14 protein-coding genes are annotated in these 13410 nt (G+C 66.8%); 4 read left to right on the top strand and 10 right to left on the bottom strand.

Annotated features, from left to right (window positions below; all coding sequences use genetic code 11):
• Positions 1 to 17 precede the first annotated feature (17 nt).
• On the bottom strand, positions 18 to 1148 hold the full coding sequence (locus HDG33_RS05385; RefSeq protein WP_184023306.1) for an anhydro-N-acetylmuramic acid kinase: 1131 nt from the start codon (positions 1146 to 1148) through the stop codon (positions 18 to 20).
• A gap of 179 nt (positions 1149 to 1327) precedes the next feature.
• Between HDG33_RS05385 and tyrS the strand changes: the two genes are divergently transcribed.
• The 3 genes from tyrS (at position 1328) to HDG33_RS05400 (ending at position 3804) form a co-directional block, all read left to right on the top strand.
• Positions 1328 to 2578 (top strand): tyrosine--tRNA ligase, encoded by a 1251-nt coding sequence (gene tyrS, locus HDG33_RS05390; RefSeq protein WP_184022940.1) that lies wholly within the window; start codon positions 1328 to 1330, stop codon positions 2576 to 2578.
• A complete protein-coding gene (gene dtd, locus HDG33_RS05395; protein ID WP_184022941.1) occupies positions 2575 to 3033 on the top strand; it encodes a D-aminoacyl-tRNA deacylase in 459 nt (152 codons plus the stop codon). Before tyrS ends, dtd begins: the two co-directional genes overlap by 4 nt.
• 102 nt (positions 3034 to 3135) lie before the next feature.
• Positions 3136 to 3804 carry a histidine phosphatase family protein gene (locus tag HDG33_RS05400; protein WP_184022942.1) on the top strand — a complete coding sequence of 223 codons (669 nt, stop codon included), beginning with the start codon at positions 3136 to 3138 and terminating at the stop codon, positions 3802 to 3804.
• 36 nt (positions 3805 to 3840) lie between these two features.
• On the opposite strand, the gene HDG33_RS05405 is transcribed toward HDG33_RS05400, so the two are convergent.
• The 4 genes from HDG33_RS05405 to ruvC all read right to left on the bottom strand — a co-directional run bounded on the left by HDG33_RS05405 (position 3841) and on the right by ruvC (position 7134).
• The gene (locus tag HDG33_RS05405; protein ID WP_184022943.1) at positions 3841 to 4818 is read right to left on the bottom strand and encodes an oxygenase MpaB family protein; all 978 of its coding nucleotides are present in this window, start codon (positions 4816 to 4818) and stop codon (positions 3841 to 3843) included.
• A 23-nt stretch (positions 4819 to 4841) separates the two neighbouring features.
• Positions 4842 to 5903: a Holliday junction branch migration DNA helicase RuvB gene (gene ruvB / locus HDG33_RS05410; protein WP_184022944.1), complete on the bottom strand. Its 1062-nt coding sequence runs from the start codon at positions 5901 to 5903 to the stop codon at positions 4842 to 4844.
• 30 nt (positions 5904 to 5933) lie between these two features.
• Complete coding sequence (gene ruvA / locus HDG33_RS05415) at positions 5934 to 6515, bottom strand: Holliday junction branch migration protein RuvA (RefSeq protein WP_184022945.1); 582 nt, start codon at positions 6513 to 6515, stop codon at positions 5934 to 5936.
• A 76-nt stretch (positions 6516 to 6591) separates the two neighbouring features.
• Positions 6592 to 7134 (bottom strand): crossover junction endodeoxyribonuclease RuvC, encoded by a 543-nt coding sequence (gene ruvC, locus HDG33_RS05420; RefSeq protein WP_184006515.1) that lies wholly within the window; start codon positions 7132 to 7134, stop codon positions 6592 to 6594.
• Between the two features lie 131 nt (positions 7135 to 7265).
• On the opposite strand from ruvC, the gene HDG33_RS05425 reads away from it, so the two are divergent.
• Positions 7266 to 7505 (top strand): hypothetical protein, encoded by a 240-nt coding sequence (locus tag HDG33_RS05425; protein WP_184022946.1) that lies wholly within the window; start codon positions 7266 to 7268, stop codon positions 7503 to 7505.
• Positions 7506 to 7579: 74 nt separating this feature from the next.
• On the opposite strand, the gene purH is transcribed toward HDG33_RS05425, so the two are convergent.
• The 5 genes from purH to HDG33_RS05450 all read right to left on the bottom strand — a co-directional run bounded on the left by purH (position 7580) and on the right by HDG33_RS05450 (position 13392).
• Positions 7580 to 9145 carry a bifunctional phosphoribosylaminoimidazolecarboxamide formyltransferase/IMP cyclohydrolase gene (gene purH / locus HDG33_RS05430; RefSeq protein ID WP_184022947.1) on the bottom strand — a complete coding sequence of 522 codons (1566 nt, stop codon included), beginning with the start codon at positions 9143 to 9145 and terminating at the stop codon, positions 7580 to 7582.
• Between the two features lie 55 nt (positions 9146 to 9200).
• Complete coding sequence (locus HDG33_RS05435) at positions 9201 to 9434, bottom strand: Fis family transcriptional regulator (protein WP_008919619.1); 234 nt, start codon at positions 9432 to 9434, stop codon at positions 9201 to 9203.
• Complete coding sequence (gene dusB / locus HDG33_RS05440) at positions 9431 to 10507, bottom strand: tRNA dihydrouridine synthase DusB (RefSeq protein ID WP_090801809.1); 1077 nt, start codon at positions 10505 to 10507, stop codon at positions 9431 to 9433. The genes HDG33_RS05435 and dusB overlap by 4 nt, the downstream gene beginning before the upstream one ends.
• Before the next feature lie 188 nt (positions 10508 to 10695).
• Entirely contained in the window at positions 10696 to 11967 is a 1272-nt protein-coding gene (locus HDG33_RS05445; RefSeq protein ID WP_184022948.1) for a UbiH/UbiF/VisC/COQ6 family ubiquinone biosynthesis hydroxylase, read from the bottom strand.
• Positions 11968 to 11973: 6 nt separating this feature from the next.
• A complete protein-coding gene (locus tag HDG33_RS05450; protein WP_184022949.1) occupies positions 11974 to 13392 on the bottom strand; it encodes an aminopeptidase P N-terminal domain-containing protein in 1419 nt (472 codons plus the stop codon).
• Positions 13393 to 13410: the final 18 nt, after the last annotated feature.

Consider the following 13410-nt stretch of genomic DNA (forward strand, 5'->3'; position numbering starts at 1 on the left):
TTCGCATCTGCCTTTTCTCAGCGCGGATAAATAGCCCCCAACACCCGCTCCGCGGATGCCCCGGTCACGCTTGGCAGACTGCCCGGCAGACGCGCGATGCAGCGCATCGCGAGCCACGCGAACGCGAGCGGCTCGACCTGGCTCGGCGGCACGCCGAGCGCGTCGGTCGTCATCACGGGCACGCCGCTTACGCCGCTGTCTTCGAGCGCCTGCTGCAACGCCTTCATGATCTCCGGATTGCGCGCGCCGCCGCCGCACACGTACACGGCCCGCGCATCGGATGCATGCCGCTCAATCTCGCGCGCGACCGTCACCGCGGTCAGCGCGACGAGCGTCGCCTGTACGTCGGCTGGTGCGAGCGCGGAGAACGGCTCGAGCTTCGCATCGAGCCATGCGGTGTTGAACAGATCGCGGCCGGTGCTCTTGGGCGGCTGCTCTGCGAAGAATGGTTCGTCGAGCAACGCGTTCAGCAGCTTGCGATCGACCTGGCCACTCGCCGCGAAATGACCGTTTTCGTCGAATGGCTTGCCGAGCTGGCGCTCGGCCCACGCGTCGAGCAGCGCGTTCGCCGGCCCGCAGTCGAAGCCGCGCACGCCGCCGGTCGCGTTCAGGATCGTGATGTTGCCGATTCCGCCAAGATTGCAGACGACGCGCGTTTCGTCCTTCGCACCGAAGATCGTCGCGTGAAAAGCGGGCACGAGCGGCGCGCCCTGGCCGCCTGCCGCGACGTCGCGGCTGCGGAAATCGGCGACCACATCGATATGCAGCATTTCCGCGAGCAGCGCCGGGTTGTTGATCTGTCGCGTGTACCCCTTTTCCGGCCGATGCCGCACGGTCTGCCCATGCACGCCGATCGCACGGACGTCATCGGCCGATACGCGGCTGTCGCGCAGCAGATCGTGGCAGCACACCGTGTAGCGCGTCGCGAGCGCGTTGGCGGCGAGCGCCTCGCGCTCGATCTCGTTGTCCCCCGGCTGTTGCAGCGCGAACAGCGCTTCGCGGATGCCGGCCGAAAAGCCGACGAACGCTTCGGCCAGCACCTCGGGCGGCTTCCCATTGGCAAACCGGACGGCCACGCCGTCCACACCGTCCATGCTGGTTCCCGACATCAGTCCGAAATAGATGCCGTCTGCGGGATCTTGCGCCACGTCGCTGCTCCTGTCGATGTTCATTCCGATTCGTTGTAGCAGATTATCGGCGCAAACGGCGAAGGTGACGCGAGCCGCAACGAATTGGCCCGTCGCGGGGCATTGCGGGGCGCGTGAGTGGGCGCGGCGGCGCGCATCTATGGGACAATCCTGTTTTTTCGCGACTTCACGTTTCCAGCATGAGCACCGAGTCCACCCAGCCCAATCCCGCTTCCGCCTTCCCGATCACCGACGAAGTCCGTCACGCGCTCGCCGTGACCAGGCGCGGCGTCGACGAACTGCTGATCGAAGACGAATTCGCGCAAAAGCTCGCGCGCAGCGCGGCGACGGCCAAGCCGCTGCGCATCAAGCTCGGGCTCGATCCGACTGCACCCGACATCCACATCGGCCACACGGTCGTGCTGAACAAGATGCGCCAGTTGCAGGACCTCGGCCACACGGTGATTTTCCTGATCGGCGACTTCACGTCGCTGATCGGCGATCCGTCCGGGCGCAACGCGACCCGCCCGCCGCTCACGCGCGAGCAGATCGAATCGAACGCGAAGACCTATTTCGAGCAAGCCGCGCTCGTGCTCGATCGCGACAAGACCGAGATTCGCTACAACAGCGAATGGTCGATGCCGCTAGGCGCCGACGGCATGATCAAGCTTGCGTCGCGCTACACAGTCGCACGCATTCTCGAGCGCGAGGACTTCACGAAGCGCTTCCAGGGCGGCGTGCCGATCTCGATCCACGAATTCCTGTACCCGCTGATGCAGGGCTACGACTCGGTCGCGCTGAACGCGGACCTGGAGCTCGGCGGCACGGATCAGAAGTTCAACCTGCTGGTTGGTCGCGAGTTGCAGAAGCAGTACGGCCAGGAGCAGCAGTGCATCCTGACGATGCCGCTGCTCGAAGGGCTCGACGGCGTCGAGAAGATGTCGAAGTCGAAGAACAACTACATCGGCATCAGCGAAAAGCCGACCGACATGTTCGGCAAGCTGATGAGCATCTCCGACACGCTGATGTGGCGGTACTTCGAACTGCTGTCGTTCCGTCCGATGGACGAAATCGCCGGCTTCAGGCGCGAGGCCGACGCGGGCCGTAATCCGCGCGATTTCAAGGTGATGCTCGGCCAGGAAATCGTCGCGCGTTTCCACTCGCAGGCGGACGCCGAACGCGCGCTCGAGGACTTCAACCATCGCGCGAAGGGCGGCGTGCCCGACGATATCCCGGCCGTGACGCTCGCGGGCGCACCGCTCGCGATCGGCCAGTTGCTGAAGCAGGCGAACCTCGTACCGTCGACGAGCGAGGCGCTGCGCAATATCGAGCAAGGCGGCGTGAAGATCGACGGCACCGCGGTGTCCGACAAGGGCCTGAAGGTCGAAGCGGGCGAGTACGTCGTGCAGGTCGGCAAGCGCCGCTTCGCGCGCGTGACGCTGACGGCGTGATCGCGCTGATCCAACGCGTGCGGCGCGCCGAAGTGCGCGTCGCCGATCGTGTGACCGGCGCGATCGACGCGGGCCTGCTCGCGCTCGTCTGCGCGGAGCGCGGCGACACCGAGGCCACGGCCGACAAGCTGCTCGCCAAGGTGCTCGGTTACCGCGTGTTCAGCGACGCTGCCGGCAAGATGAACCTGTCGGTGCAGAATCTCGACGGCGCCGGACGCGCGGGCGGCCTGCTGCTCGTGTCGCAGTTCACGCTCGCGGCCGATACCAACAGCGGCCTGCGCCCGAGCTTCACGCCGGCCGCGCCGCCCGACGAGGGCAAGCGCCTGTTCGACTACTTCGTCGCGGCCGCGCGCGCGAAGCATCCGATCGTCGAGACTGGCGAGTTCGGCGCGGATATGCAGGTGTCGCTCGTCAACGACGGGCCGGTCACGTTCTGGTTGCAGACCAACGCGTAAAAGAACGCAAACGTTCGAGCGCGCCGTCGCCGCAGGCGAGCCGTGCCGCTGCTTTTTGCCACAATAGTCGCTCGACACAACCGCGAAAGGCACCTCTCTCTCATGACGACGCAGATCCTGTTTATCCGGCACGGCGAGACCGACTGGAATCGCATCAAGCGCATTCAAGGCCACATCGACATTCCGCTCGCGACGACCGGCGTCGCGCAGGCGCGACGTCTCGCGCAGCGCCTCGCCGACGAGGCGAAGCAGGGCGCGCGGCTCGACGCGATCTATTCGAGCGACTTGCAGCGCGCGCAGCAGACCGCGCAGCCGATTGGCGAGGCGCTTGGTCTGCCGCTGCAGTCGCGCGAGAACTTGCGCGAGCGCTCGTACGGCGCGTTCCAGGGCCATGACAGCGACGAGATCGCGCTGCGTTTCCCCGACGAATACGCGCAGTGGCAAACCCGCGATCCCGGCTTTGCGCCGCCCGAGGGCGAGTCGCACCGTGTGTTCTACCACCGCATCGTGCATGCGATCGAGCCGCTCGTCGCCGCGCATCCGGGCGGGCGCATCGCCTGTGTCACGCATGGGGGCGTGCTCGACTGCGTGCGCCGCTTTGCAACCGGCATGCGGCTCGACGCACCGCGCGACTACCCGCTGCTGAACACCAGCCTGAACGTCGTCGATTACGGGGACGGTCGCGCGACGATCGTGTCGTGGGCGGACGTAACGCATCTCGACGCGGGCAGCGCCGACGATGATGGTTTCAGGAAGGGACCGGGGCGGTAAGCAAAGGCGGGCAATGGCCCGAGACGCATGGCGCAATCAATCCTGCTCCCGCACCGCCGCCGCCGCGCGCCGCCGAGCCCGCTTCGATACTCCATTGACCAGCGCCCAGCGGATCACCGGCGCGACGACCCGCACGGCAGGCCGCGCGAAGGTTCGACGCAGCGCCGCGTGGCGATTCAAGCCGAGCATCGTCTGCGCCCAGTCGGGCAACAGATCGACCCCCGCGTTGAGCATCAGCGTGCCGGCGGGTCGCATCGCGAAGCTCGGTGCCGGCGCGTTCATCAGAATCCTCACGACTTCGCGCGTGCGCTCGCTCGCGACGAGCGCGGGCCGCATCGCGAGCAGGTACGCCTCGATCTCGGCGCGCGAGCGCGGAATATCGACGGCGCCGAGCATTTCCGCGATGCGCGCGGTTTCCGCGAAGTATTGGTCCTGCGCCGCGACGGACAGCACCGGATTCACATAGCGCAGATGCGCGGTCATGAAGCTCGACACTTCCGCGACGTGCACCCACGTCAGCAGCGCGGGCTCGCTCGCGCGATACGACTGGCCGTCCGGTGCGACGCCGGTCACGTCGAGATGAATGCGCTTCACGCGCTCGATCAGCGCGAGCGCATCGTTCTTGCTGCCGTACGTTGTGCCGGCGATGAACGTCGCCGTGCGACGCAGCCGGCCCAGGATGTCGGTGCGAAAGCTCGAGTGATCCCAAACGCCCGCGAGCGCGAGCGGATGCAGCGCCTGAAGCAGCAGCGCGCTGATGCCGCCGGTCATCATCGACGTGAAGTCGGCGTGGACCTTCCAGCAGACGGAGTCCGGCCCGAACAGACCGGGGTCGCCCGGCGGCGACGAGTAGTCGAGCACCGGTCCGCTGCCGGTCGTCAGATGCGTGACGCCGGCGGCGAGCTTCGAGCGCAGGCGGTGGGTGAGGCGCTGCGTGAAATTGCCGGACGGGTCGCCGGCGGGATTGACAGGTGAACGGTTGGAAGGGCCGGGTTGCTGGGTCTGGTCTGACATCCTGGTCGGCCTCGTCGCGTGACTCAGTTCGTGGAATCCCACAGACCCGGCCGCGCGCTCGCCGAATCCGGCGCGGCCAGTCCGAAATGCCGGTACGTGAGCAGCGTGGCGATGCGGCCGCGCGGCGTGCGCTGCAGGAAGCCCTGCTGGATCAGATACGGCTCGAGCACGTCTTCGATCGTGTCGCGCTCCTCGCCGATTGCCGCCGCGAGATTGTCGACGCCAACCGGGCCGCCGTCGAACTTGTACAGGATCGCTTCGAGCAGCTTGCGGTCCATCAGGTCGAAGCCGACCGCGTCGACGTCGAGCATGCTGAGCGCGGCGTCGGCCACCTGCGCGGTGATGTTGCCGTCGGCCTTCACTTCGGCGAAGTCGCGCACGCGCCGCAGCAGGCGGTTCGCGATACGCGGCGTGCCGCGCGCGCGACGGGCGATTTCGAACGCGCCGTCCGGATGGATCTGCGCGCCGAGCAGCGCGGCCGAACGCGTGACGATGCGCGTGAGCTCCTCGGCGTTATAGAACTCGAGTCGCGCGACGATGCCGAAGCGGTCGCGCAGCGGATTGGTCAGCATACCCGCGCGCGTGGTCGCGCCGACCAGCGTGAACGGCTGCAGATCGAGCTTCACGCTGCGCGCGGCCGGCCCTTCGCCGATCATGATGTCGATCTGATAATCCTCGAGCGCTGGATACAGGATTTCCTCGACGACCGGCGAGAGCCGGTGGATTTCGTCGATGAACAGCACGTCGTTGGCTTCGAGATTGGTCAGCAGCGCGGCGAGGTCGCCGGCGCGTTCGAGCACCGGCCCCGACGTTTGCCGCAGATTGACGCCCATCTCGCGCGCGATGATGTGCGCGAGCGTGGTCTTGCCGAGGCCCGGCGGCCCGAACAGCAGCACGTGGTCCAGCGATTCGGAACGGCGCTTCGCGGCCTCGATGAAGATTTCGAGCTGGCCGCGCACTTTCTCCTGCCCGACATATTCGTCGAGCTGACGCGGGCGCAGCGCGCGCTCGAACGCTTCTTCGTTCGGCGACACGGGCGTGGCCGCGATGATGCGCTCGGCGGCGAGTTTGTCGGTTTCGATCATGCGGTCATTGTACCGCGCGCGGCTTGGCGCTTAGCCCTTCGACAGCGCCTTCAACGCGAGCTTGATGCCCTCGGACACGCCCGTACCGGCCGGCACGTTCTTGATCGCCGCGAGCGCTTCTTTTTCCGAGTAGCCGAGCGCGAGCAGCGCATTGAGGATGTCGGACGCGTGGTCGGATGGCGACGCGGCGCCCGCCATCGCGCCGAGGTCGGCGCCGAGCTTGCCCTTCAGTTCGAGCAGCAGCCGCTCGGCGGTCTTCTTGCCGATGCCCGGTACGCGCGTGAGGCGCGCGGCGTCCTGCATCGTGACGGTCTGCGCGAGCTCTGCGACGCTCATGCCCGACAGCACCGCGAGTGCCATGCGCGCGCCGATGCCGGAAATCTTCAGCAGCTCGCGGAACGTCGAGCGTTCCTGCGCGGTGCCGAAGCCGTAAAGCAGATGCGCGTCCTCGCGAACGATCATCTGCGTGAGCAGCACGATGCGCTCGCCGGTCGACGGCAGGTTGTAGAAGGTGCTCATCGGCACGTCCACTTCATAGCCGACGCCGTTGCAGTCGACGAGCAGATGCGGCGGATTTTTTTCCAGCAGAACGCCGGCAATGCGACCGATCATGGCGGATTAGTTTTCAGACTCGGATGGGAAAGCGCGAGTGTAGCGCAGCGGATCGGCGGCGCGGGGCATAGTTGCGCTAGCCGACCAGACGCCCGCGCCGCACTCGCAACCCCTTCTTCGCGAGCGCCGGTGCGATGCCGCCAAGCGTGCTCAGCGTCGAGCCGCCGTGCGCGTGGCAGATGGCCATGCCGAGCGCGTCGGCGGCGTCGGTGCCGGGCACGCCCGACAGGCTCAGCAGCCGCACGACCATCTGCTGCATTTGCTCCTTGGTCGCGCGGCCATAGCCGACCACCGACTGCTTCAGTTGCAGCGCGGTGTATTCGGCGACCGGCACGCCGCCCGCGACGAGCCCGCAGATCGCGGCGCCGCGCGCCTGGCCGAGCAGCAGCGTCGACTGCGGATTGACGTTGACGAAGACTTTTTCGATGGCCGCCTGATCCGGCGCGTGCTCGCGGATCAGCGTCGAGATGCCCGCGAAGATGGTGCCGAGCCGCGACGGCAGATCGGCGTCGGCGGTGCGGATCACGCCGCTCGCGACGTAGCTCAGTGTGTGGCCGTGTTGTTCGATCACGCCGAAGCCGGTCACGCGCAGGCCGGGGTCGATGCCGAGAATTCTCATGAGGTGCCGCACAAGCGATAAAAACCAGGTGCCTGCGATACTACATCGAACGCGGTGCGCGGCGGTCCGCTGGTAGCATGCTTAGCGGAATAAAAGCTGCTAAAGGCTTTGCGCAGGGAGGGCGATCGAGAATGGAGCGCTACCGCAATCTCAGCGGCGACTCGGGTGTCGACGCTTACGAAATCGGCGACGATTTCGTCAAGGTGCGCTTTCGGCCGGGCGTCGTGTATTGGTACACAGAGGCGAGTGTCGGCGCCGAACATGTCGCGGTGCTGAAGCGTCTCGCGCGGCGGGGCCGGGGTTTGGGTACATACATCAGCCAGCATGCGCAGGTGCGGGACGGTTACGCGCGCAAAGAGCCGGACGATTGAACGCGTCGCCGCGAAACAAAAGGCCCGGCGGGACACCCGCCGGGCCTGTCTTGCGGCTACCGAACTTCAGCCGATCAATGACGGAAGTGACGCACGCCAGTCAGCACCATCGCGATGTTGTGCTCGTCGGCGGCGCTGACCACTTCGTCGTCGCGCACCGAGCCGCCCGGCTGGATCACGCAGGTCGCGCCTGCCGCGACGACCACGTCGAGACCGTCGCGGAACGGGAAGAACGCGTCCGATGCGACCGCCGAACCGGCCAGCGTCAGACCGGCGTTCTGCGCCTTGATGCTCGCGATGCGCGCCGAGTCCACGCGGCTCATCTGGCCCGCGCCGACGCCGAGCGTCATACCGTTCGCGCAGAACACGATCGCGTTCGACTTCACGTACTTCGCGACTCGCCATGCGAACAGCAGGTCGTCCATTTCCTTCGGCGTCGGATGACGCTTCGTGACGACGCGCAGTTCGCGCGGCTGCACGTTCTTCGAGTCGAGCGACTGCACGAGCAGGCCGCCGCCGACGCGCTTCAGATCGAATGTGTTATGGCCTTCGCCCAGCGTGATTTCGAGCAGACGCACGTTCTGCTTCGCCGCGAACACCTGACGCGCTTCGGCGCTGAACGACGGCGCGATCAGCACTTCGACGAACTGCTTCGCCACCGCTTGCGCGGTCGCTTCGTCGACTTCACGGTTGAACGCGATGATGCCGCCGAACGCCGAGGTCGGATCGGTCTGGAATGCTTTCGAATACGCTTCGTGCGCGTTCGCGCCGAGCGCGACGCCGCACGGATTCGCGTGTTTGACGATCACGCAGGCCGGCACGTCGAAGGTCTTCACGCATTCCCACGCCGCGTCGGAGTCGGCGATGTTGTTGTACGACAGTTCCTTGCCCTGCAACTGGTTGTAATTCGCGAGCGCGCCGGCCGGCACCGCCAGGTCGCGGTAGAACGCCGCGCTCTGATGCGGGTTTTCGCCGTAGCGCAGGTCCTGCACCTTGTCGAACGCCATGTTGAAGGTGGCCGGGTACTCGTTGCGCGACGAATGCTGCAACTCGTCGGTCAGGCTCGTCAGGTAGTTCGTGATCGCGCCGTCGTATTGCGCGGTGTGCGCGTACACCTTGGTCGCGAGGCGGAAGTTCGTCTTGTACGACACCGTGTTGCCGTTCGAGCGCATTTCGTCGAGCACGACCGCGTAGTCGGCCGGATCGACCACCACCGTCACGTCGCGGTGATTCTTCGCGGCCGAGCGCAGCATCGTCGGGCCGCCGATGTCGATGTTCTCGATCGCGTCCTCGAGCGAGCATTCTTCCTTCGACACGGTCTGCACGAACGGGTACAGGTTCACGACCAGCAGGTCGATGGTCGGAATGTCGTGCTTCTCGAGCGCGGCCATGTGCTCGGGCAGGTCGCGGCGCGCGAGGATGCCGCCGTGCACCTTCGGATGCAGCGTTTTCACGCGCCCGTCGAGCATTTCCGGGAAACCCGTGTAGTCGGCGACTTCGGTGACGGACAGGCCCGCGTCCGCGAGCAGTTTCGCGGTGCCGCCGGTCGACAGGATCTTGATGCCGAGGTCCGACAGCGATTTGGCGAAGTCGACGATGCCGGACTTGTCGGAAACGGAGATGAGCGCTTGCTTGATCATGATGAAGACGAAAAGCCGAAGGGAAACGTGGCAGGGCGCGAGAAACTACGACGCGCTACAGCAAACCGTGTTGTTGCAGCTTCTTGCGCAGCGTATTGCGGTTGATGCCGAGATACTCGGCGGCCAGCGACTGGTTGCCGCCGGCCTGCTCGAGCACCACTTCGAGCAAGGGTTTTTCCACGCATGAAATGACCATGTCGTAGACGTCGTGCGGATTGGAGCCGTCGAGATCCTGGAAATACACGTCCAGGCTGTCGCGGACAGATTGTTCGATGTTGTTCTTGCTCATGCTGCTAGTCGGTCGGAGTTGTCCTCGCTCTCGCTGTCGAGCCCGGGGTTGCCGGGCGCTTCGTCGACGTAGACGAGGCGGTCTGAGATCGCCTTTTGCGCGTCAAAGAACTCGTTGACGGCGAGGAGTTGTTCGCGCGTGGTGTCCAGCGTATTCATGCGATGCCGGAACAGGTTGGCGCCGGAAAGGCCGCGAGTGTACCAGCCGATGTGCTTGCGCGCAGTGCGGACACCGGTAAATTCCCCGTAAAAAGCGTAGTGATCTTCGAGATGTTCGTTCATCACCTGCTGGATTTCGTCGATGCGCGGCGGCGGCAGCAGCTCGCCCGTTTGCAGGAAATGCTCGATCTCGCGAAAGAGCCACGGACGGCCCTGCGCGGCGCGCCCGATCATGATCGCGTCCGCGCCGGTCGCGGCGAGCACCTCGCGCGCCTTTTGCGGCGACGTGATGTCGCCGTTCGCGACGACCGGAATGCGCACCGCCGCCTTTACCGCGGCGATGGTTTCATACTCGGCGTCGCCGTGGTACAGGTCCGCGCGCGTGCGGCCGTGCACGGTCAGCATCGAAATGCCCGCTGCTTGCGCGAGACGCGCGACGTTCAGCGCGTTTTTATTCTCGCGATTCCAGCCGGTGCGGATTTTCAGCGTGACGGGCACCGCGTCGGGCCCGACGCCGACCGCGTTCACGACGGCCTCGACGATGCGCTGCACGAGCGGTTCGTTTTGCAGCAGCGCCGAGCCGGCCGCGACGTTGCAGACCTTCTTGGCGGGGCAGCCCATGTTGATGTCGATGATCTGCGCGCCGTTCGCGACGTTGTAGCGGGCGGCTTCGGCCATCATCTCCGGGTCCGCGCCGGCGATCTGCACCGCGATCGGCTCGACCTCGCCTTCGTGGTTCGCGCGGCGCATGGTCTTTTCGCTCTTCCACAGCTGCGCGTTCGACGCGACCATTTCCGACACCGCATAGCCCGCGCCGAGCCGTTTGCACAGCTGGCGGAACGGTCGGTCGGTCACGCCGGCCATCGGGGCGACGAACAGGTTGTTACGCAGATTGTGGGGGCCGAGAGGGGGCATGGCGTGAGTGCGCGCCGACGACGGGCCAGGATTTGACAATCGTGAGAGCCGGCGCAGCGCGAAATGCGAGGGAAAACCGCTATTTTAGCGTTAACGGGTTGCCGGGACTCGCGAACCGAGTCTCGTAACCCGTTAAATCTTCTATGAAAGTCGCCCGGCTCATAGAACCGCGCAGCGATTTCTCGCGCTTAACGGCGCTGGCCGAACATCATCTGCCGGGCGAGCGCGGTTTTGACCGGCGGCACGAATTCGAGTGCGGTCAGGGCGAGGCCGCGCAATACCGCGAGCGGCGCGAAGTCGACGGTAAAGAGGCGCGCGAGCGTGTCGGTCGAGCCGATCGTCAGGCGCCGGTCGAGCGCGCGGCGTTGCGCGAAGGTGGCGAGCGCGAGCGGGGTCGGGCCTTCGGCCGATAGCGCGTCGACGAGCGCATGCGCATCGCGCAAGCCCAGATTGAGGCCCTGGCCCGCCACTGGATGCAACGTCTGCGCCGCATTGCCGATCGCGACGATGTGGCCGTTCACGAGCGTGTCGACCGTGTTCAGACCGAGCGAAAACGACGCGCGACCCTTGATGTGCGTAAAGCGGCCCATGCGGCCGCCGAACGCGGCGTCGAGCTCGCGCAGGAACGCTTCGTCGGAAAGCTGCGCGCGGCGCGCGGCTTCGTCGGGCGCACAGCACCAGACGAGCGCGTAGTCGGCGCCACGCACGCCACCCATCGGCAGTAGCGCGATCGGACCTTGCGAGGTGAAGCGCTCCCATGCGACGTGCGGCTGCGGCGCGGACACGGTGACCGTGCCGACCAGCGCGGTCTGGCCGTAGTCGCGCGAGCCGGCGTTGTTTTTACCGATGTCGCGTGCGTCGGCGTATTCGTCGGTGGCGCGGCTCGGATTTTTCGCGTGCTTCTGGTCGCCGAACAGGCCGCCCTCGGCGTTGACCAGAATCCGCGTGCGCAACTGGCGCGCGACGCCCGCGGTTTCGATCGGCAGCGTGACGCCGTCGAGCTCCTGAACCGGCGCGCCGGCCGAGGTCGAGCGGAACCAGTGGACCGGCGTCGCATGCACGGCGTCGGCGAGGCCATGCACGATCGAGCCATAGCGCAGCACGTAGCCGAGCGCGGGCAGGCCGTGCTCGCGATGATCGATCAGCGTGCGGCCGAAATGACCGCGTTGCGACACGTGGATGCGCTCGATCGCGGTGGCGTCGGCGGGCCAGCGCAGCGGCTCGAGGATCATCCGGCTGCCGTGCGAGACCGCGATCGCGCGCGGATCGGCGATCGAGTCTTCCGGCTCGCGCGCGTCGACGAGCGCGATCTTCAGCTCGCGCGTCACGCTGCGGCGCGCGAGCCAGCCGGCGAGCGCGAGGCCGACCGGCCCGGCGCCGACGATCGTCACGTCGAAATCGAACCCCTGCTGGTGGGAGGCGGGCCTCAGGATCACCGCCGAGGGAGATGCGTCGTTCATCGCGGATCAGGTTCTCTGTTGATGCGACGCTTGATGGAGGGCTCGTGCTTCCTGCATCAGCGCCTCGATCTCGTCGGCGGCGACCGGCACGTCGCGCGTGATCAGCTCACAGCCGGTCGGCGTCACGATCGCGTCGTCCTCGATGCGGATGCCGATGTTCCAGTAGCGTTCGGGCACACCCTCGGCCGGGCGGACGTACAAGCCCGGCTCGATCGTCAGCGTCATCGACGCGCGCAGCGTGCGCCACGGCAGCACGCCCGCTTCGTCGCGCGGCGCGCCGCGCTCGCGGTAGTCGCCGCAGTCGTGTACGTCCATGCCGAGCCAGTGGCCGGTGCGGTGCATGTAGAACGGCACGTAGGCGCGCTCGGCGATCACGTCGTCGATCGAGGCGAACTTCGCGCGCGGCACGATGCCGGTGTCGAGCAGCCCCTGCGACAGCACGCGCAGCGCGGCCTGATGCGGATCGTCGAAGCTCGCACCGGCGCGCGTCGCGTCGACGGCGGCCTGTTGCGCTGCCAGCACGATGTCGTACAGCTCGCGCTGCGCCGGCGTGAAACGCCCGCTCGCCGGAAACGTGCGCGTGATGTCGGACGCGTAGCCGTCGAGTTCGCAGGCCGCGTCGATCAGGATCAGGTCGCCGTCGCGCGCGATCGCGTTGCCGGCCGGGTAGTGCAGCACGCACGCGTTCGCGCCAGCCGCGACGATCGACGTATAGGCCGGCGCCTGCGCGCCAAACTTGCGGAACGTGTAGAGCAGTTCGGCCTCGAGTTCGTACTCGCGGATACCGGGCCGGCACACCGCCATCGCGCGACGATGCGCGGCCGCCGAAATCTGTCCGGCGCGGCGCATGATCGCGAGTTCGTGGTCGTCCTTGACGAGCCGCATCTCGTCGAGCAACGGCAGCAGGTCGCGCGCGGCCGTGGGCGCGACGGTGCCGCCGCGGCTTTGCGCGCGCACCGCGTCGAGCCAGCCGCGCACCTGCTCGTCGAAATGGGCCGAGGTGCCGAACGCGTAGTGCAGCGCCGGCTTGTCGGCGATGATGCGCGGCAACTGCGTGTCGAGTTCGCCGATCGGGAACGCGGCGTCGAGCCCGAATGCTTCGCGCGCGCCGTCGGGGCCGAAGCGGAAGCCTTCCCATGTCTCGCGCTCGACGCTTTTCTCGCGGCAGAACAGCATCGACGCGGGCGCGCCGGGCACGGCGCTGGCATCGAGCACCAGCAGCGCTTCGGGCTCGGTGAAGCCGGTCAGATAATAGAAGTAGCTGTCGTGGCGGTACGGGTAGTCAGTGTCGCGGTTGCGCAGCGCTTCCGGCGCGGTCGGGACGATGGCGACGCCGCCGCCCGCGGCGCGCAGCGCGGCGAGAACGCGCTCGCGGCGCGTGCGGTAGACGTCGATGGCGATGGTGGGTTCGGTCGGCTGGTTCATCGTGCGATTGTAGCGCCG

It is taken from the genome of Paraburkholderia sp. Cpub6 (assembly GCF_014201065.1).
GTDB classification, from domain to species: domain Bacteria; phylum Pseudomonadota; class Gammaproteobacteria; order Burkholderiales; family Burkholderiaceae; genus Paraburkholderia; species Paraburkholderia tuberum.